We start from the raw sequence: 17,063 nt of genomic DNA, 5'->3' as shown, positions 1-17,063 counted from the left end.
AGCGCGAGGCCCGTGGAGCCGTCCCCGCGCTGGAGCGTGCGCGTGCTGTGGCTGGTCGCGATATGGGCCGCGAGCGTGCTCGCCCTGGGCGTCGTCGGCTGGCTGCTGCGGCTGGTGCTGCTGAGCTGAGGCTCGCGAAGGGTCGAACTCGCCTGCCGGGCGCGGGCTCAGACCTCGAGCCACTCCTTGCGCACGTGCTCGTCGGCGCGCAGTGCGGCCGGCGTTCCTTCGAAGACGATGCTGCCGTGTCCCATCACGTAGCAGCGCTCCGAGATCTCGAGCGCGATGGTGAGCTTCTGCTCGACCAGCAACACCGAGACGCCGCGGTTCTTCAGTTCCTTGAGATAGTCGGCGACGAGCTCGACGATCTTCGGCGCGAGCCCTTCGGTCGGCTCGTCGATCATGATGAGGTCCGGGTCGCCCATCAGCGTGCGGCAGAGCGTCAGCATCTGCTGCTCGCCGCCCGACAGCACGCCGGCCTCGGTGTGCTGGCGCTCCTCGAGGCGCGGGAACATGCGGTACATGTCGGCGGCGGTCCAGCGCGGCGTCTTGCGGCCGCGCTTCTCGCCGAGCAGCAGGTTCTGGTGCACCGTGAGCTTGGGGAACACCTCGCGGTTCTCGGGCACGTAACCGATGCCGCGATAGGCGATGTCGAACGGCTTTCTGCCGAGGATCTGGTCGCCGCGAAAGCGGATCGACCCCTCGCCGTCCACCAAGCCCATGATGGTCCGGATCGTCGTCGAGCGACCCGAACCGTTGCGCCCGAGCAGGCTCACGATCTCGCCCTCGCCGACACCGAGGTCGACGCCGTGCAGGATGTGGCTCTTGCCGTAGTAGGCGTGCAGACCGCTGATCTCGAGCATGGTGGTCCTCAGTGCCCCGCCACCTGGGCGTCGGCGAGCGCGGAGCCGAGGTAGGCCTCGCGGACCTTCGCGTTGCCGCGCACCGCCGACGGCACGTCGAAGGCGATGACCTCGCCGTAGACCAGCACTGCGATCTTGTCGGCGAGGCCGAACACCACGCCCATGTCGTGCTCGACCGTGAGCAGCGTCTTGCCGACCGTCACCTCGCGGATCAGCTCGACGAAACGCGTCGTCTCGCTCTTGCTCATGCCGGCGGTCGGCTCGTCGAGCAGCACCACGTCGGCGCCGCCGGCAATGGTGATGCCGATCTCGAGCGCGCGCTGCTCGGCGTAGGTGAGGTTCATCGCGAGCGTCTCGCGCTTGCGGTCGAGCTTGATCATGTGCATCAGCTGCTCGGCACGCTCGTTGGCGTCGCGCAGGTCGGCGAGGAACTTCCAGAACGCGTACCTGTAGCCCAGCGACCACAGCACGCCGCAGCGCAGGTTCTCGAACACCGAGAGGCGCCCGAACAAGTTCGAAATCTGGAAGCTGCGCGAGAGTCCGAGCCGGTTGATCTGGTACGGCGGCAGGCCCCCGATCGGCTTGCCGTTGAGGACGATCGCCCCTGACGTCGGCGCGAAGCGGCCGCTGATCAGGTTGAACAGCGTCGACTTGCCGGCGCCGTTCGGGCCGATGATGCCGACCCGCTCGCCGGGCGCGACCGCAAGGCTCGCGCCGCGGATGATCTCGGTGTTGCCGAACGACTTGCGGACGTCGACCAGCTCGAGTGCGTAGCGCCCGTCGGTCATCGGGCAGCCTTCGCGGCGGTCTCCGCCTCGATCTCGCTCTGCACGTCGCCCCAGACGCGCACGAAACGGCGCCGGGTCACGTGGAAGATGGCGAAGCCGACCAGCGCCACCACGCTCGCGCCGATCCACGGCGCAACCGAATGCGTGTCGAGCGTAAGCCCGGCGAAGCGCAGCGTCGGGTCGAGGCCGGCGCCGAGCTTGAGGTGGTAGAAGAACTCGATGAGCGCGGCGGCACCGACCAGCATCACCAACGCGGCGAGCGCGAGCGCGATGTACCAGGGCACCAGGCGGCCGAGCTTGCGGTGCATCGCCACGCGCAGATTCAGCATGATCAGGCTGGCGATGCCACCCGGCGCGTACATCACCATGAAGAGGAAGACCAGCCCGAGGTAGAGCAGCCAGCCCTCGCTGAGGCCCGAGAACAGCGTGAACGACAGCACCATCAGGACCGCGCCGATGATGGGCCCGAAGAAGAAGATCGCGCCGCCGAGGAACGTGAACAGCAGGTAGAGCCCCGAGCGCGCGGCGCCGACCACCTCGGCGGTCGCGATCTCGAAATTGAGCGCGTACATGCCGCCGGCGATACCGGCGAAGAAGCCGGCGATCACGAACGAGAAGTAGCGCACGCGCTGGGTGTTGTAACCGACGAACTCGACGCGCTCGGGGTTGTCGCGCACCGCGTTCAGCATGCGGCCGAGAGGCGTGCGCGTGAACGCGAACATCGCGGCGGTGCTGACGAAGGTATAGAAGGCGAGCAGGTAGTAGACCTGGATCGGCGGCCCGAAGGTGATGCCGAACACGGGCTTGCCGACCACCCGGTTCGCGTTGACGCCGCCTTCGCCGCCGAAGAACTCCGGAACCATCAGCGCCATCGCGAACACCAGTTCGCCGATGCCGAGCGTGATCATCGCGAACGGCGTGCCCGCCTTCTTGGTCGTGACGTAGCCGAGGATGATGGCGAAGAACATGCCCGCGAGGCCACCGACCAGCGGGATGAGGCTCACCGGTACCGCGAACGAACCGTCGCCGGCGGCACGCAGCGCATGAATGGCGACGAAGGTCGCCAGGCCCGTGTAGACGGCGTGTCCGAAGCTCAGCATGCCGCCCTGCCCCAGCAGCATGTTGTACGAGAGGCAGGCGACGATCGCGATGCCGATCTGCGCGAGCAGCGTGATCGAGAAGTCGCTCGAGAAGAGCAGCGGCGCGACCACCAGCAGCAGTGCGAAGCCGCCCCAGACGATGAGCCGGCCGGTGTTGAACGAGCGACGCGGCGGGGCCGCGGCGAGGGTCGACGTCACGCTCATCCTTCGCGGGTTCCGAGCAGGCCCTTGGGCCGGAAGATCAGGATCAGCACCAGCAGCAGGTACGGCAGGATCGGCGCGATCTGCGAGATCGTGAGCTTGAGCAGCGAGTAGTCGGCAGCGGCACCCGAGAGCCGAACGCCGAGCGTACCGAGCAGGCCGCCGACCGAGTAGTCGAGCGCGACCGCGAAGGTCTGCACGATCCCGATCAGCAGTGACGCGACGAAGGCGCCGGCGAGCGAGCCCATGCCGCCGACCACGACCACGACGAAGATCACCGACCCGACCGTCGCCGCCATTGCGGGCTCGGTGACGAAGGTGCTGCCGCCGATCACGCCGGCGAGGCCGGCGAGCGCGCAGCCGGCACCGAACACCAGCATGAAGACCTTGGGCACGTTGTGCCCGAGCGCCTCGACCATCTCGGGGTGGGTGAGCGCGCTCTGGATCACGAGGCCGATGCGGGTGCGCGTGAGAAGCAGCCAGAGCGCGAGCAACATGCAGAGCGCGACCAGCATCATGAAGCCGCGCGTCGCGGGAAACGGCGAGCAGACCACGCGCACGGCTGCGCCGGCCGCCGCGCACATCTCGGCCGGGGCCTTGCCCCACACCACCCGCAGGCCGTCGATCGACGAGTTGACGATGGTGAACGCCGGCCCGCGCAGCACCTCAGGTGGCGGGAACTCGACCGCGGTGCGACCCCAGATCAGCAGCACCACCTCGACCAGCACGAACGAGAGGCCGAACGTGATCAGGAGCTCGGGGACGTGCCCGTACTTGTGGACGCGGCGAAGGAAGTGGCGCTCGAACAGCGCCCCCAGCACGCCGACGACGATCGGGGCCAGCACCAGGCCGGGCCAGAAGCCCGTGAACCTCGCGATCGAGTACGCGAGGTAGGCGCCGAGCATGTAGAAGCTGGCGTGCGCGAAGTTCAGCACGCCCATCATGCTGAAGATCAGCGTCAGCCCCGAACTCAGCATGAACAGCAACAGCCCGTAGCTCAGGCCGTTGAGCATCGAAATGGTGAAAAACTCCATGCGGGTGCGGTCGGTGGTTCGGGCGGGATGCTCTCAGCGCTCGCCCCACAAAGCAAGGGCCCGCTGACGGGCCCTTGCTCCAAAGCGGACGGGATCAGGCGCCCGGTCGCTTCATCTGGCAGCTGGTCGGCGTGCTCGACACGTAGTTCGGGTACTCGGCCACCGGTGCCAGCGTCATGCCGGTGTTCTCGGGGCTGTACGGGTACTTAGCATCCGCCTTCTGCCAGACCATCATGTAGAGCGGCTGCTGGAGCTGGTGGTCGGTCTTGCGGATCTCGACGTCGCCGCCGAACGAGCTCTTGTACTTCATGCCCGACATCGCGGTCGCGACCTTCACCGGATCGGTCGACTGCGTCTGCGCCATCGCGTTGGTCAGACCCTCGAGGATGCGGATGATCGAGCCGGTGTAGAAGTCGTCGTTGTACTTCTGCTTGAACTCCTTCGTCCAGGCGGCCCATTGACCCTGCATGTTCGGGTGCGCGTAGCTCACCTGGTACACCTTGCCGGCGCCGTTGGTGCCGAGCGCCGACGGCGTGCCGGTGACGCCGGTGTAGTAGGTGAAGAACTTGCCGTTGTAGCCGCTCTCGACCGCCGCCTTGACCAGCAGCGAGAGGTCCGAGCCCCAGTTCCCGGTGACCACGGAATCGGCGCCCGACGCCTTGATCTTGGCGATGTAGGGCGCGAAGTCGCGCACCTGGGCGAGCGGGTGCAGGTCTTCGCCGACGATCTCGATGTCCGGGCGCTTGCGCTTCAGGTACTCCTTCGTGTACTTGGCGACCTGCTGGCCGTGCGAGTAGTTCTGGTTCAGCAGATAGACCTTCTTGATGTCCTGCTGGTCCTTCATGAACGAGGTCATCGCCTCGAGCTTCATCGTCGTGTCGGCGTCGAAGCGGAAGTGCCAGAAGCTGCACTTGCTGTTGGTGAGGTCGGGGTCGACCGCGGCCTCGTTGAGGTAGATCACCTCCTTGCCGGGGTTGCGTTCGTTGTGCTTGTTGATCGCGTCGACGAGGGCCAGCGCGACCGACGACCCGTTGCCCTGGATCACGTAGCGGATGCCCTGGTCGATCGCCGACTTGAGCGCGTTCAGGCTCTCGGTCGGCGAGAGCTTGTTGTCCATGCCGACGACCTCGAACTTCACGCCCGCGGGGTTGTTGGCGTTGAACTTCTCGACCATGAACTGCCAGCTCTTGAGCTGGTTGTTGCCGACCGGACCCATCAGGCCCGACAGCGGGTCGATCCAGGCCATCTTCACGACCTGTCCTTGCAGCGCCTTGCCGGCCGCAGGGCGCGCCTGCGCACTCGCCGTGGTCGGCGCGACGAACGCGACGCCGAGCGCGATCGCCATCAACGATGCCGCGAGCGGCGAACGGGTGAACTTCATGTCGGCTCCTGGGGGAAAAAACGAGTCGGGCGAAACTTAACTGGATCGATGCGGCACCGGTTACAGGGACTACCCCCTAGTCGGGTTTGTGCGGCCGTCCGCGTGTGCCAAGTGCCTCGCTTGCGCCTGCCGACGCGGCGGCGTCGCAGCAGCGAGGCCGGACACGGGCGACGGCGGCAGCCCCGCGCCGAACGCGCACGGCTCGTGCGCGGCGTCACGCTCGGAGCCGACGAGCGGAAACACCCACGCCGCAAGGTCAGCCGGCATTGCCCGGATACTCACGGCTCCGTGCGCGTCGGCGCACGGCCGGGCGACGCCCGGTCGTGCTTCGAGCGGCAGCGCGGCCCCGTCGCTTCACTCGTCACCGATGAAACTGTTCTTCGATTTCCTGCCGCTGATCCTGTTCTTCGGCGCCTTCAAGATCGCCGAATCGCACGCCGACGAAGCGGCGCGGCTGGCGACCGAGCACCTGGGCTTCCTGGTATCGGGTGGCGTGGTGGGCCCCACCGAAGCACCGGTGCTGCTGGCGACGCTGGTGGTCGTGATGGTGACCCTGCTGCAGGTGCTCTGGCGCGTCGCACGCCGCAAGGCCGTCGGCGGCATGCTCTGGGCGACCCTGGTGCTGGTGGTCGTTCTCGGCGGCGCCACGGTCTGGTTCCACAACCCCACGTTCATCATGTGGAAACCAAGCGTCCTCTATTGGGTGATGGGCGCGGCGCTCTGGATCAGCCAGTCGCTGTTCGGCAAGAACCTGCTGCGGGCCGCGCTCGGCGGCCAGCTCGAGCTGCCGCAGCCGGTGTGGCAACGCCTCAACTGGGTCTGGATCGCGTTCTTCGTCGCGATCGGCGTGCTCAACCTCTACGTGGCCTACAACTTCTCGACCTCGACCTGGGCCACCTTCAAGGTGTTCGGCATCACCGGCCTGATGTTCCTGTTCGTGCTCGCGCAGGGCCTTTGGGTCTCGCGACACGTGCCGGACGAGAACGACTCCGCCGGCGGCGCCGCGCTCGCCCATGCCGACGCTCCTGCGGAACGGCCATGAGCGAAGCGATCGATCCACGCGCCGGCTGGGTGTCGGCCGCTGCCATCGAGGCCGAACTCACCGCCGCCCTGCAGCCGGAGAGCATCCGGATCGACGACGACAGTCACCTGCATGCCGGCCATGCCGGGGCCCGTGAAGGGCGCCACTACACGGTCCATATCGTCAGTGCGCGCTTTGCGGGGATGTCACGAGTGGCGCGCCATCGCCTCGTATATGATGCACTCCGCTCATCGATGCAGCGCGGGATCCACGCCCTCGCGATCGACGCCCGAGCCCCCGGAGAAGCTTGACCGCCGCGCAGCCCCTCGCGCAACCGCGTCGCCGCTCCGTCTTCATTCGAAATGCCTGAAAGGCTCCGTTCCACCATGAAGAAGACACTCCTCGCCACGTGCGCATCGCTCGCGCTCGTCACGTCGGCGGCCTGGCTGCCTGCAACGGCGAACGCGCAGAACGTCGCGATCGTCAACGGCAAGCCGGTATCCAAGGCCCGCGTCGACGCGCTGATGGCGCAGGTGACGCGGCAGATGTCGCAGCGCGGCCAGCCGGTCCCGCCCGATCTCGAGCAGCGCGTGCGCGACCAGGTGGTCGAAAGCGAGATGTTCGCGCAGGAAGCCGAGCGCCGCGGCCTCGCCGCCACGCCCGAGTACAAGACGCAGATGGAGCTCTCGCGTCAGAACATCCTGATCGGCCTGCTCGTCACCGACGTGCAGAAGAAGAACCCGATCAGCGATGCCGAGATCCAGGCCGAGTACGACCGCTACAAGGCGCAGGCCGGCGGCACCGAGTACCGCGCCCGCCACATCCTCGTCGAGAAGGAAGAAGACGCCAAGGCGCTGATTGCCCAGCTCAAGGGCGGTGCCAAGTTCGAGGACCTCGCCAAGGCGAACTCCAAGGACCCGGGCAGCGCCGAGAACGGCGGTGACCTCGACTTCGCGGCGGCTGGCACCTACGTGCCCGAGTTCTCGCAGGCGATGACCGCGCTGCAGAAGGGCGCAATCACCGAGACCCCGGTGAAGACGCAGTTCGGCTATCACATCATCAAGCTCGAGGACACGCGCCCGGCGCAGTTCCCCGCCCTGGCCGAGGTGAAGGAGCAGATCCAGCAGCGCCTGTTCGCGCAGAAGGCCGACGCCTTCCGCAAGGACATCCGCGCCAAGACCAAGACCGACTACAAGTTCGCGAACTGATCGCGTACTGACGGCAGGCGGTCGAGGCCGCTTCGCCCCGCCAGAACGGCACGCGGCGCACTCGCCCCGTGCCGTTTTTCCATTGGCGCCGGCGTCGGCTTCAGGCGGTCGCGAGCCCGACGTCGATGCGCCCTGCCTCGATGCGCAGCTGGCGGTCGCAGCGCTCGGCGATGGAGCGGTCGTGCGTGACGAGCACCAGCGTGGTTCCGGCCTCGCGGTTCAGCTCGAACATCAGCTCCATCACCGTCGCGCCGGTCGCGAAGTCGAGACTGCCGGTGGGCTCGTCGGCGAACAGCACCGCCGGCGCGACGACGAAGGCGCGCGCCAGCGCGACGCGCTGCTGTTCGCCGCCCGAGAGCACGCGCGGGTAGTGGCGCAGGCGCTCGCCAAGACCCACGCGCCCCAGCATGTCGGCGGCGCGCGCCCGCGCGTCGGGCACGCCGCGCAGCTCGAGCGGCAGCATCACGTTCTCGAGCGCGTTCAGGTTGGCCAGCAGCTGGAAGCTCTGGAACACGAAGCCGACGCGCTCGGCGCGCAGCGCGGCGCGCGCGTCCTCGTCGAGGCTGAAGAGATCGGTGCCGGCGAGCCGCACGGTGCCCGACGTCGGCGTGTCGAGCCCGGCCATGATCGACAGCAGCGTGCTCTTGCCGGAGCCCGACGCGCCGACGATCGCCACCGATTCCCGCGGTTCCAGACGGAAATCGATTGCATGGAGAATGGTCAGGGTGCCGGTCGAGTCCTGCACCTGCTTGGTCAACTGCTCGACGGCGATGATGGGTTCGGACATGGAAATCGATGAACGGGTGCAGGTGAACGCGGGCCGCCGGCGTTGGGCCGCGCACTGTACCGCGCTGCTCGCGGCGCTCTGGGCGGGGCGCCCGCTCGATGCGCTGGCCGGCGCAGCAGGCAAGACGCGGACCATCCTCATCGTCGGCGACAGCCTGTCGGCCGAATACGGCTTGAAGCGCGGCAGCGGGTGGGTCGCGCTGCTCGAGAAGCGCCTCGCGGACGATCCGGCGTTCGCGGACGCACGCGTCGTCAACGCCAGCGTCAGCGGCGAGACGACGGCCGGCGGGCGTTCGAGGCTGCCGGCGTTGCTGAAACAGCATCGGCCCGACGCCGTCGTGCTCGAGCTCGGCGGCAACGACGCGCTGCGCGGCCTGCCGCTCGACACCACCCGCGCCAACCTGCAGTTCATGGCCCAGCGGTCGCGTGCCGCCGGCGCCAAGGTGCTGATCCTCGGCCTGCAGATCCCCCCCAACTACGGGCGTCAGTACGGCGAGCGCTTCGCCGGCCTCTTCGAGCAGGTCGCGCGCGAGGAGAAGGCGGCGCTGGTGCCGTTTCTTCTGAAAGGCGTCGCCGACGTCGCCGATGCCGAGCGGCTGTTCCAGCCGGATCGCATCCACCCCACCGCGGCAGCGCAGCCGACGATTCTCGGCACGGTGTGGCCGGCGCTCGTCGCGCTGCTGCAGGCGCGCTGAGCGCTCACCTGGCCTAGCGCTCTCGGCGCTCGCCGCCGCGCCGCTCGAAGCCGCCCCGGCGGTCCGGACCTCCGGGCGCACCGAACTCAGGCCGGCCGTCCGGCATGCCGGCGCGCGGTGCTTGGATCGGCGCGACCGGCTGCATCGGCGCGATGGCACGCGGCGCCTCGCGCACCGGCGGCGTCATCGGCGCGACGGGGGTGATCGCCGGCGGCGCAGGCGAACGCATCGGTGCCACCGGCGCCATCGGCTGCACCGCAGCCGGTGCGGCACCGGTGACCGGCGCAGGCGGTGCCATCGGGGCGCGGCCGCTCCAGCGCGGGCCATCGCCCCCGCGCGGGCCATCGCCCCCGCGCGGACCCTCGCCGTAGCGCGGACGTTCGCGCGGCTCGTTCCCGGCCGCCGGGCCGACCCGCACCGGCTCGCCGGAAGAGCCACCCTCGCCCGCCCGCCAACGCTCGCCGCCGCGCTCGCGCCAGTTGCGCGGCTCGGTGTTGCGCACCGGCGGCACGACCGCCGGTGCAGCTGGCGCCGGCACGACGGCGGGAGCGGCCGGTGCGATCACGCCGGGTGGCGCGCCCAGCGCGCCCGCCGGAGGACTCGTCGACGTGGTCGGGCGGTCGCGGCCCGTCTCGCGCCCTGCGCCCGGCCTGGTGTCGAACCCACCCGAGCGCCCTCGGCCGCCTCGCTCGCCCGGCAATCCGGCGATGCCGTCGGACGGGGCCGTGCCGCCGCCCGGAACGCCCGCAACGCCGCCGGGTTGCGCCGGCCGGGTCGACGTGGAGAAGCCTGCAGTCGGTGGCACCCCGGCGGGTGTGGACGTCGTGAAGCTCGGCGTCGAGCGGGCCGCCCCTGGCGTGGACCCGCCGAAGCCGCCCGGCGACTCGGCCGGGCTCGCCGCCGGAACGCCCGAACGCGCGCCGAAGTCGCCGCGCTCGCGACCTTCGCGCAACCGCGCACCGTCGGGGCTGCCGCGGCCGCGGTCCGAACGCGCGTCGCGCTCCGGCTCGCCGCGACCCTCGACGCGGCCGCGCTCGCGCACGTCGTCGACGCCACGCCCGGCGGCGAAGCCTGCGCGCTCGCGTCGATCGGCGCCGGGGCCGTCGCCGCGCCGCTCGGCGCCAAAACGCGGCCCACGGGCGTCGGCGTCGAGCCGTGCCAGACCCGGCGGCCGCCGCACGTCGGCGTCGGCACGGCGCGCCGGCGCGCCGATCGGCGGCGCGAGCAGCACGGGCACGTGCTGCGGCTGCGCGGCGATCTCGCGGGCGAACGGCGAGTCGCGAAAGCGGATCGCGTTCGGTCGCACCGGCTCGCGGTTGGCGAGCACGCTCTCGGGCACCACCGTCACCGCATGCGGAAAGCGGCGGTTGAAGAACTCGTGTCGATCGCGCCGGCGCTCGTCGGTCAGGTCGGCGATGTTGCCGCCGCGCCAGTGACCGGCGTTGATGTCGCGCAGGTAGCGCGGGCTCGCGCGGTAGCCGGGCACGTAGGGCTCGCGTGGCGCGAGCGGAAACCAGCCGATCGGCCGCCCATGACCCGGCCCCGGGCGGCCGCCGATCCACGCCACCAGCGCCGGCGCGAACACCGGCCGCCGCGTGTAGCGCCCGGGCGCCCAGCACCAGGTGTTGCGGTGGTAGACCCAGCGCCCGTAGTGGAACGGCGCGAAGCCCCACGGCGCATCGTCGACCCAGGTCCAGCCCCAGGGCGCGATCCACGCCCAGTGGCCGGTGCTGTACGGCGCCCAGTCGGCCGGCACGCCGCGGGGGATCCACAACGGTCCGTACTCGGCGTTCTGCTCCCAGTTGCCGTAGCGGTCGAGGTCCTCGACGCCCGTCATCTCGGGCGGCACGTACGGCATCGCCGCGATGCGGTCGAGTCCGCGGTCGCGTTCCTCGCTCCAGGACCAGAACGCGTCGCGCTGCGGCTCGCCCAGGCTGTACTGCGCCGCCCCCGCGGCGTCGAGCCAGAACTCGGCGCGCTGGCCCTGATGCACCACGAGCGCGGTGCGGTCGCGCTCGAACAGCGCCTCGCCCGCGTAGGCGGTGAGCCAGCTCGACCCGTCGTCGCGGTCGATGCGGTAGCGGCCGGCACGCTGCGCGCGAAAGCGCCCTTCGGCGGTCAGCACCTCGAACTCGCGCAGCGCTTCGGGCTGCGTCAGGCGCACCGCCAGCGAGCCGTCGTGCAGCTCGACCACGAAGCGGCTGTCGTCGAGCTCGACGATCTCGAGCTCGCTCGACGCATCGAGGCGCAGCACGGTCGATCCGAGGCTGAGCTCGATGCGCGCACCGGCCTCGCTGGCGATGCGGTCGCCTCCGGTGAGCGGACGGTTGCGAACCGCGCTGATCCACTCGCCCGCGTCGCCGCTCGCGATCCATACCTGCCCGGCGGTCTCGACGATGCGCGCGGCGCGCTCGGGCGGGTCGGCGTCGGCACCTTGCGCCCACGCCGGCGCGATCGCGAGCGCAATCAGCAGCGCGAACGCCGCGCCGAGCAGCGCATGCAAGTGGTAAGCAGGGCGAAATCGAGCGAACGGCATGGAGCGTGTCCTCTGGGGGTGCGGATCACGGGCAAGCCGCGCGCCTCGCGCCTGCGCGGGCCGCACGACCCCCGCACCGATGGCGCATCGTCGCGCAAGCAGAGGGCAGCGGCGGCTCGCGACACGATCCTTTACCTGCCGGAAGGGTCCGGCAACCTCGCGCGGCTGCGCCCGGGCGCCGTCGACCAGGCGGCTCCTCAGTCGTCGCTGGCGTCGTCGAGACCCGGAAACAGCACGCTCGTGAAGCCGAAGCGGCTGAAGTCGCGGATCCGCATCGGGTAGAGCTTGCCGACGAGATGGTCGCACTCGTGCTGCACCACCCGCGCGTGAAAGCCCTCGGCCTCGCGGTCGATCGGTTCGCCTCGGGCGTCGACGCCGCGGTAGCGGATGCGACGCCAGCGCGGCACCACGCCGCGCATGCCGGGTACCGAGAGGCACCCTTCCCAGCCCTCTTCCTCGTCGCTGCCGAGCGGCTCGATGGCCGGATTGATCAGCACCGTCTCGGGCACCGCCGGCGCGTCGGGGTAGCGCTGGTTCTGTCCGAACCCGAAGATGACGAGCTGCAGGTCGACGCCGATCTGCGGCGCCGCGAGTCCGGCGCCGTTCACCGCGCGCATGGTCTCGAACATGTCGGCAACCAGGCTGCGCAGCTCGGGCGTGTCGAACGCCGTCACGGGCTGGGCGACGCGCAGCAGGCGCGGGTCGCCCATCTTGAGGATCGGGTGGATGGCCATGTCTCGGGTGCTCGGCGCGGCGCGCTCACGCGAACGGGGCCGCTCGCCGCAAGGCAGTGTATTCGTCACGCGCGGTGCCGGCGGCGTGTCCGGCGGCGCCGAACAGTGCGTCGGGCGCCCGGTAGGGCTTGACTACAATCGCGCTCGTTCGGCGGCCGGGTGGCGCGGCGGCCGGGCGGGCGACCGCGGCCGCTGGCCAGGTCGACGTGCGGCGACGGACGCCGCTTGCACCGCATGCCGGCGCCACGCTCTGCGTGGCGATCGACGCCGCTCTCCCCGACATTGACGCGCCTTGCCTGCAGCGGCTCCGCGCCTCGCTGAAAGAACACCACGATGCTGTTGATCACCGGAGCCGCAGGCTTCATCGGCGGAAACTTCGTCCACCACTGGTTCTCGCACCATGACGAGCCCGTCGTCGTGCTCGACAAGCTGACCTACGCGGGCAACGTGCGCACCATCGAGCCGCTGCTCGCGCCCGGCCGCTGCGAGCTGGTGCGAGGCGACGTCGGCGACCGGGCGCTCGTCGATCGGCTGCTCGCCGAGCACCGCCCGCGCGCGATCCTGCACTTCGCGGCCGAGAGTCACGTCGACCGCTCCATCCACGGCCCCGACGCGTTCATCCAGACCAACGTGGTCGGCAGCTTCAACCTGCTCGAGGCGACGCGCGCCTACTGGGGCGCCCTCGCCCCCGGCGAGGCCGAGGCGTTCCGCTTCCTGCACGTGTCGACCGACGAGGTCTACGGCTCGCTCGCCGAAACGGACCCCGCGTTCTCGGAAACGACGCCCTACGCGCCCAACAGCCCGTACTCGGCCAGCAAGGCAGCGAGCGACCACCTGGTGCGCGCCTATCACCACACCTACGGGCTGCCGACGCTCACCACCAACTGCAGCAACAACTACGGGCCCTATCACTTCCCCGAGAAGCTGATCCCGTTGATGATCCTCAACGCGCTCGACGGAAAGCCGCTGCCGGTGTACGGCGACGGCCTCAACGTCCGTGACTGGCTCTACGTGCGCGACCACTGCGAGGCGATCCGTCAGGTGCTGGCGCGTGGCCGCGTCGGCGAGGTCTACAACGTCGGCGGCAAGAACGAGATTCGCAACATTGACGTGGTGACCACCATCTGCCGCCAGCTCGATGCGCTGCGGCCGCGCGCGAGCGGCCGCTACGAGGACCTCATCACCTACGTGAAGGACCGCCCGGGGCACGACCGCCGCTACGCGATCGATCCGTCGAAGATCGAGCGCGAGATCGGCTGGCAGCCGACCGAGACCTTCGCCAGCGGCGTCGAGAAGACGGTGCGCTGGTACCTCGACAACGGCGCCTGGATCGACGGCATCCGCACCGGCGCGTATCGGCAGTGGCTCGAGACCCAGTACGGCAAGCAAGCCGAGAACGAGCAGGTGGCGGCATGAGCACGACGGCATCGAACCGCAGGGGCATCATCCTGGCCGGCGGGTCCGGCACCCGTCTGCACCCGGCAACGCTCGCGCTGAGCAAGCAGCTGCTGCCGGTGTACGACAAGCCGATGGTCTACTACCCGCTGGCGACGCTGATGCTCGCGGGAATCCGCGAGATCCTCCTCATCAGCACGCCGCAGGACACGCCGCGCTTCGAGGCGCTGCTCGGCGACGGCGCCAAGTGGGGCATCGATATCCGGTACTGCGTGCAGCCGAGCCCGGACGGCCTGGCGCAGGCGTTCATCCTCGGCAAGTCGTTCGTCGACGGGCAGCCGAGCGCGCTCGTGCTGGGCGACAACATCTTCTACGGCCACGACCTGCAACGCCTGCTTCACAGCGCGACCGAGCGCAGCGCAGGCGCATCGGTCTTCGCCTATCACGTGCACGACCCGGAGCGCTACGGCGTGGTCGCCTTCGACGCCGACAAGCGCGCCCTCAGCATCGAGGAGAAGCCCAGGCACCCGCAGAGCAACTATGCGGTGACCGGCCTCTACTTCTACGACGAGCAGGTGTGCGACATCGCCGCCAGCATCAAGCCGTCGCCGCGCGGCGAGCTCGAGATCACCGAGGTCAACGCGCAGTACCTGCGCCAGGGCCAGCTCAACGTCGAGATCATGGGCCGCGGCTACGCCTGGCTCGACACCGGCACCCACGACAGCCTGCTCGAAGCGGGCCAGTTCATCGCCACGCTCGAGCGCCGCCAGGGCCTGAAGGTCGCATGCCCGGAAGAGATCGCCTATCGCTCGGGCTGGATCTCGCGCGAGAGCCTCGAGGAAATGGCTCGGCCGATGCTGAAGAACGGCTACGGCCAGTACCTGATGCAGATCGTCAACAGCACCGTCTTCTGATGAAGGTCACCCGCACCGCGATCGACGGCGTCGTCGTCCTCGAGCCGAACGTGTTCGGCGACGCGCGCGGCTTTTTCATGGAAAGCTTCAACCAGAAGGTGTTCGACGAGGCGATCGGGGGCCACGTCGAGTTCGTGCAGGACAACCATTCGCGCTCGCGGCGCGGCGTGCTGCGCGGCCTGCACTACCAGCTGCCGCCGCATGCGCAAGGCAAGCTCGTCCGCGTGACGCACGGTGCGGTGTTCGACGTGGCCGTCGACCTGCGGCGCGCCAGCCCGACGTTCGGGCGCTGGGTCGGCGTCGAACTCAGCGGCGAGAACCATCGCCAGCTCTGGCTGCCGCCGGGCATGGCGCACGGTTTCCTGGTGCTGAGCGAGAGCGCCGACTTCCTGTACAAGACCAGCGACTACTACGCGCCGGCCGCGGAGGCGTGCATCCGCTGGGACGACCCGCGGCTCGCGATCGAGTGGCCCGACGTCGGCGCGCCGGCCGTTTCGGCCAAGGACGCGACCGGCGGTGCGTTCGCGGACGCCGCGCTGTTCGACTGACTGACAGCGGGAGGCGGCGCCGACACGCGCGGACGCGGCTCGGCGCCGACTGCTCGACAATGCGGTGTGGCGATCGTTCATCTGGCAAACCGCAAGCAGTTCGAGGCGAAACCTGGCGTGACGCTGCTGGATGCGGCAGGCACTGCCGGCCTCGTCCTCGAACACAGCTGCCGCACCGGGCGCTGCGGCACCTGCAAGGCGCGCGTGCGCAGCGGCAGCACCGCACTGGTGAAGCGCAACGACTGCCTCGGCCCCGAGGAGCGGCGCGCGGGGTGGGTGCTCACCTGCGCGACTGCGGCGCTCAGCGATGTCGAGCTCGAGATCGTCGACCTCGGCATCTTCGAGCCATTCCCGGTCCGCACGCTGCCATGCCGGATTGACGCGCTCGAGCGGCCCGCCGACGGCGTGATGCAGGTGACCTTGCGGTTGCCGCGGGAGGTGCGCTTGCAGTACCTGCCCGGGCAGTCCATCGACGTGATCCGGGCTGGCATCAAGCGCAGCTACTCCATCGCGAATGCGCCGCAACCTGACGCGCGGCTCGAACTGCACGTGCGCGAGATCGACGCTGGCGTGCTGAGCGCCTACTGGTTCGGGCACGCCCGCGTCGGGGACCTCCTGCATCTGGAGGGGCCGCGCGGAACCTTCTTTCTTCGCGACGTGGCCGGGCGGGACCTGGTGGTGCTCGTCACCGGCACCGGCATCGCGCCGCTCAAGGCCATGCTGTCGCAGCTCGCTGCCGAGCCCGGCGAAGCACAGCCAAGATCGATCGCCTTGTACTGGGGCGCTCGACGACCGGCCGACCTGTACGCGGATCCCCGCGCGTTCCACCCCGCGCTTCGCTACGTCCCGGTGCTGTCCCGCGCTGACGCCGGATGGCACGGCGAACGTGGTCACGTGCACGAGGCGCTGCTGCGTGACGGCGTGGACCCGGCTTGCGCAGTGGTTTACGCGTGCGGGTCGCGGCAGATGGTCGATGCGGCCCGCGCCGCGCTGGCGGCGGTCGGTCTGGCGAGCCCCTGCTTTGTCGCCGACGCGTTCGTGCCGTCCAGCCCGACGCCACGCGGCGAGCACGGGGAGGCTTCATGAAGGCGGTGATCCTGGCCGGCGGCCGCGGCACCCGCCTGACCGAAGAGACCAGCGTGCGACCCAAGCCCATGGTCGAGGTCGGTGGCAAGCCGATCCTCTGGCACATCATGAAGATGTATCTGAGCCACGGCGTCGACGAGTTCATCATCTGCTGCGGCTATCGCGGCTACGTGATCAAGGAGTATTTCGCCAACTACTTCCTGCATACCTCGGACGTCACCTTCGACATGCGCGGCAACCGGATCCACGTGCATCACAAGCGCGCCGAGCCGTGGGTGGTGACGCTGGTCGACACCGGTGAAGATGCGATGACTGGCGGGCGGCTGCTGCGGGTGGCGGACTACCTGCGCGGCGAGGAAGCGTTCTGCTTCACATATGGCGATGGCGTCGGCGACGTCGACATCGGCGCCACGATTCGCTTTCACCGCGGTCACGGCAAACTCGCCACACTGACCGCGACTTACCCGCTCGGCCGCTTCGGCGCGCTCGAGCTGCAGGGCGGCAAGGTGCGCGCGTTCACCGAGAAGCCCAAAGGCGACGGCGCGCTCATCAACGGCGGCTTCTTCGTGCTGTCGCCGTCGGTCCTGAAGTACATCCGCGACGACAGCACGGTGTGGGAGCAGGAACCGCTCAACGAGCTCGCGCTCGACGGCGAGCTGATGGCGTACGAGCACCACGGCTTCTGGCAGCCGATGGACACGCTGCGCGACAAGCATCATCTCGAAAAGCTCTGGGAAGACGGCAAGGCGCCGTGGAAGACGTGGGACTGATGG

At 69.6% G+C, this 17,063-nt stretch carries 18 protein-coding genes; 10 read left to right on the top strand and 8 right to left on the bottom strand.

Going from position 1 to position 17,063, the window contains the following annotated elements; genetic code table 11:
• Nucleotides 1-12 precede the first annotated feature (12 nt).
• Complete coding sequence (locus tag HQN59_RS20875) at nt 13-129, top strand: DUF2474 domain-containing protein (RefSeq protein WP_342451264.1); 117 nt, start codon at nt 13-15, stop codon at nt 127-129.
• Between the two features lie 38 nt (nt 130-167).
• Here HQN59_RS20875 and HQN59_RS20870 read toward each other — a convergent pair whose 3' ends face one another.
• The 5 genes from HQN59_RS20870 to HQN59_RS20850 all read right to left on the bottom strand — a co-directional run bounded on the left by HQN59_RS20870 (nt 168) and on the right by HQN59_RS20850 (nt 5,367).
• The gene (locus tag HQN59_RS20870) at nt 168-863 is read right to left on the bottom strand and encodes an ABC transporter ATP-binding protein (RefSeq protein ID WP_176071055.1); all 696 of its coding nucleotides are present in this window, start codon (nt 861-863) and stop codon (nt 168-170) included.
• Between the two features lie 8 nt (nt 864-871).
• The gene (locus tag HQN59_RS20865) at nt 872-1,651 is read right to left on the bottom strand and encodes an ABC transporter ATP-binding protein (RefSeq protein ID WP_176071054.1); all 780 of its coding nucleotides are present in this window, start codon (nt 1,649-1,651) and stop codon (nt 872-874) included.
• Complete coding sequence (locus HQN59_RS20860) at nt 1,648-2,955, bottom strand: branched-chain amino acid ABC transporter permease (RefSeq protein ID WP_176071053.1); 1,308 nt, start codon at nt 2,953-2,955, stop codon at nt 1,648-1,650. The genes HQN59_RS20865 and HQN59_RS20860 overlap by 4 nt, the downstream gene beginning before the upstream one ends.
• On the bottom strand, nt 2,952-3,986 hold the full coding sequence (locus HQN59_RS20855; protein ID WP_176071052.1) for a branched-chain amino acid ABC transporter permease: 1,035 nt from the start codon (nt 3,984-3,986) through the stop codon (nt 2,952-2,954). The genes HQN59_RS20860 and HQN59_RS20855 overlap by 4 nt, the downstream gene beginning before the upstream one ends.
• Before the next feature lie 94 nt (nt 3,987-4,080).
• Nucleotides 4,081-5,367: a branched-chain amino acid ABC transporter substrate-binding protein gene (locus HQN59_RS20850; RefSeq protein ID WP_176071051.1), complete on the bottom strand. Its 1,287-nt coding sequence runs from the start codon at nt 5,365-5,367 to the stop codon at nt 4,081-4,083.
• Nucleotides 5,368-5,734: 367 nt separating this feature from the next.
• Here HQN59_RS20850 and HQN59_RS20845 point away from each other — a divergent pair, with 367 nt between their 5' ends.
• From HQN59_RS20845 to HQN59_RS20835, 3 genes are all read left to right on the top strand, one after another.
• Nucleotides 5,735-6,409 (top strand): septation protein A, encoded by a 675-nt coding sequence (locus HQN59_RS20845; RefSeq protein ID WP_176071050.1) that lies wholly within the window; start codon nt 5,735-5,737, stop codon nt 6,407-6,409.
• Nucleotides 6,406-6,699, top strand: a complete 294-nt coding sequence (locus HQN59_RS20840) for a BolA family protein (protein WP_176071049.1) — start codon at nt 6,406-6,408, stop codon at nt 6,697-6,699. The genes HQN59_RS20845 and HQN59_RS20840 overlap by 4 nt, the downstream gene beginning before the upstream one ends.
• Before the next feature lie 75 nt (nt 6,700-6,774).
• The gene (locus HQN59_RS20835; protein WP_176071048.1) at nt 6,775-7,596 is read left to right on the top strand and encodes a peptidylprolyl isomerase; all 822 of its coding nucleotides are present in this window, start codon (nt 6,775-6,777) and stop codon (nt 7,594-7,596) included.
• Nucleotides 7,597-7,696: 100 nt separating this feature from the next.
• Here HQN59_RS20835 and HQN59_RS20830 read toward each other — a convergent pair whose 3' ends face one another.
• Nucleotides 7,697-8,383, bottom strand: a complete 687-nt coding sequence (locus tag HQN59_RS20830) for an ABC transporter ATP-binding protein (protein WP_176071047.1) — start codon at nt 8,381-8,383, stop codon at nt 7,697-7,699.
• Here HQN59_RS20830 and HQN59_RS20825 point away from each other — a divergent pair.
• On the top strand, nt 8,382-9,077 hold the full coding sequence (locus HQN59_RS20825) for an arylesterase (RefSeq protein WP_176071046.1): 696 nt from the start codon (nt 8,382-8,384) through the stop codon (nt 9,075-9,077). The two genes, HQN59_RS20830 and HQN59_RS20825, sit on opposite strands and share 2 nt — an antisense overlap.
• A 13-nt stretch (nt 9,078-9,090) precedes the next feature.
• Here HQN59_RS20825 and HQN59_RS20820 read toward each other — a convergent pair whose 3' ends face one another.
• Together HQN59_RS20820 and def are read right to left on the bottom strand one after the other, a co-directional pair.
• The gene (locus HQN59_RS20820; RefSeq protein ID WP_176071045.1) at nt 9,091-11,613 is read right to left on the bottom strand and encodes a DUF6600 domain-containing protein; all 2,523 of its coding nucleotides are present in this window, start codon (nt 11,611-11,613) and stop codon (nt 9,091-9,093) included.
• A gap of 197 nt (nt 11,614-11,810) precedes the next feature.
• Nucleotides 11,811-12,347, bottom strand: coding sequence for a peptide deformylase (def, locus tag HQN59_RS20815; protein ID WP_176071044.1), 537 nt, complete (start codon nt 12,345-12,347; stop codon nt 11,811-11,813).
• A gap of 333 nt (nt 12,348-12,680) precedes the next feature.
• Between def and rfbB the strand changes: the two genes are divergently transcribed.
• The 5 genes from rfbB to rfbF all read left to right on the top strand — a co-directional run bounded on the left by rfbB (nt 12,681) and on the right by rfbF (nt 17,060).
• Entirely contained in the window at nt 12,681-13,763 is a 1,083-nt protein-coding gene (rfbB, locus tag HQN59_RS20810; RefSeq protein WP_176071043.1) for a dTDP-glucose 4,6-dehydratase, read from the top strand.
• A complete protein-coding gene (gene rfbA, locus HQN59_RS20805) occupies nt 13,760-14,656 on the top strand; it encodes a glucose-1-phosphate thymidylyltransferase RfbA (RefSeq protein ID WP_176071042.1) in 897 nt (298 codons plus the stop codon). Before rfbB ends, rfbA begins: the two co-directional genes overlap by 4 nt.
• Complete coding sequence (gene rfbC, locus HQN59_RS20800) at nt 14,656-15,204, top strand: dTDP-4-dehydrorhamnose 3,5-epimerase (RefSeq protein ID WP_176071041.1); 549 nt, start codon at nt 14,656-14,658, stop codon at nt 15,202-15,204. The genes rfbA and rfbC overlap by 1 nt, the downstream gene beginning before the upstream one ends.
• A gap of 66 nt (nt 15,205-15,270) precedes the next feature.
• Entirely contained in the window at nt 15,271-16,290 is a 1,020-nt protein-coding gene (locus HQN59_RS20795) for a 2Fe-2S iron-sulfur cluster-binding protein (protein ID WP_176071040.1), read from the top strand.
• Nucleotides 16,287-17,060, top strand: coding sequence for a glucose-1-phosphate cytidylyltransferase (gene rfbF, locus HQN59_RS20790; protein WP_176071039.1), 774 nt, complete (start codon nt 16,287-16,289; stop codon nt 17,058-17,060). The genes HQN59_RS20795 and rfbF overlap by 4 nt, the downstream gene beginning before the upstream one ends.
• Nucleotides 17,061-17,063: the final 3 nt, after the last annotated feature.

It is taken from the genome of Rhizobacter koreensis, from assembly GCF_013366375.1.
GTDB classification, from domain to species: Bacteria; Pseudomonadota; Gammaproteobacteria; order Burkholderiales; family Burkholderiaceae_C; genus Schlegelella_A; species Schlegelella_A koreensis.
Note: the sequence above shows the minus strand (reverse complement) of the source record. Positions and strands in the feature narration are given on the sequence as shown.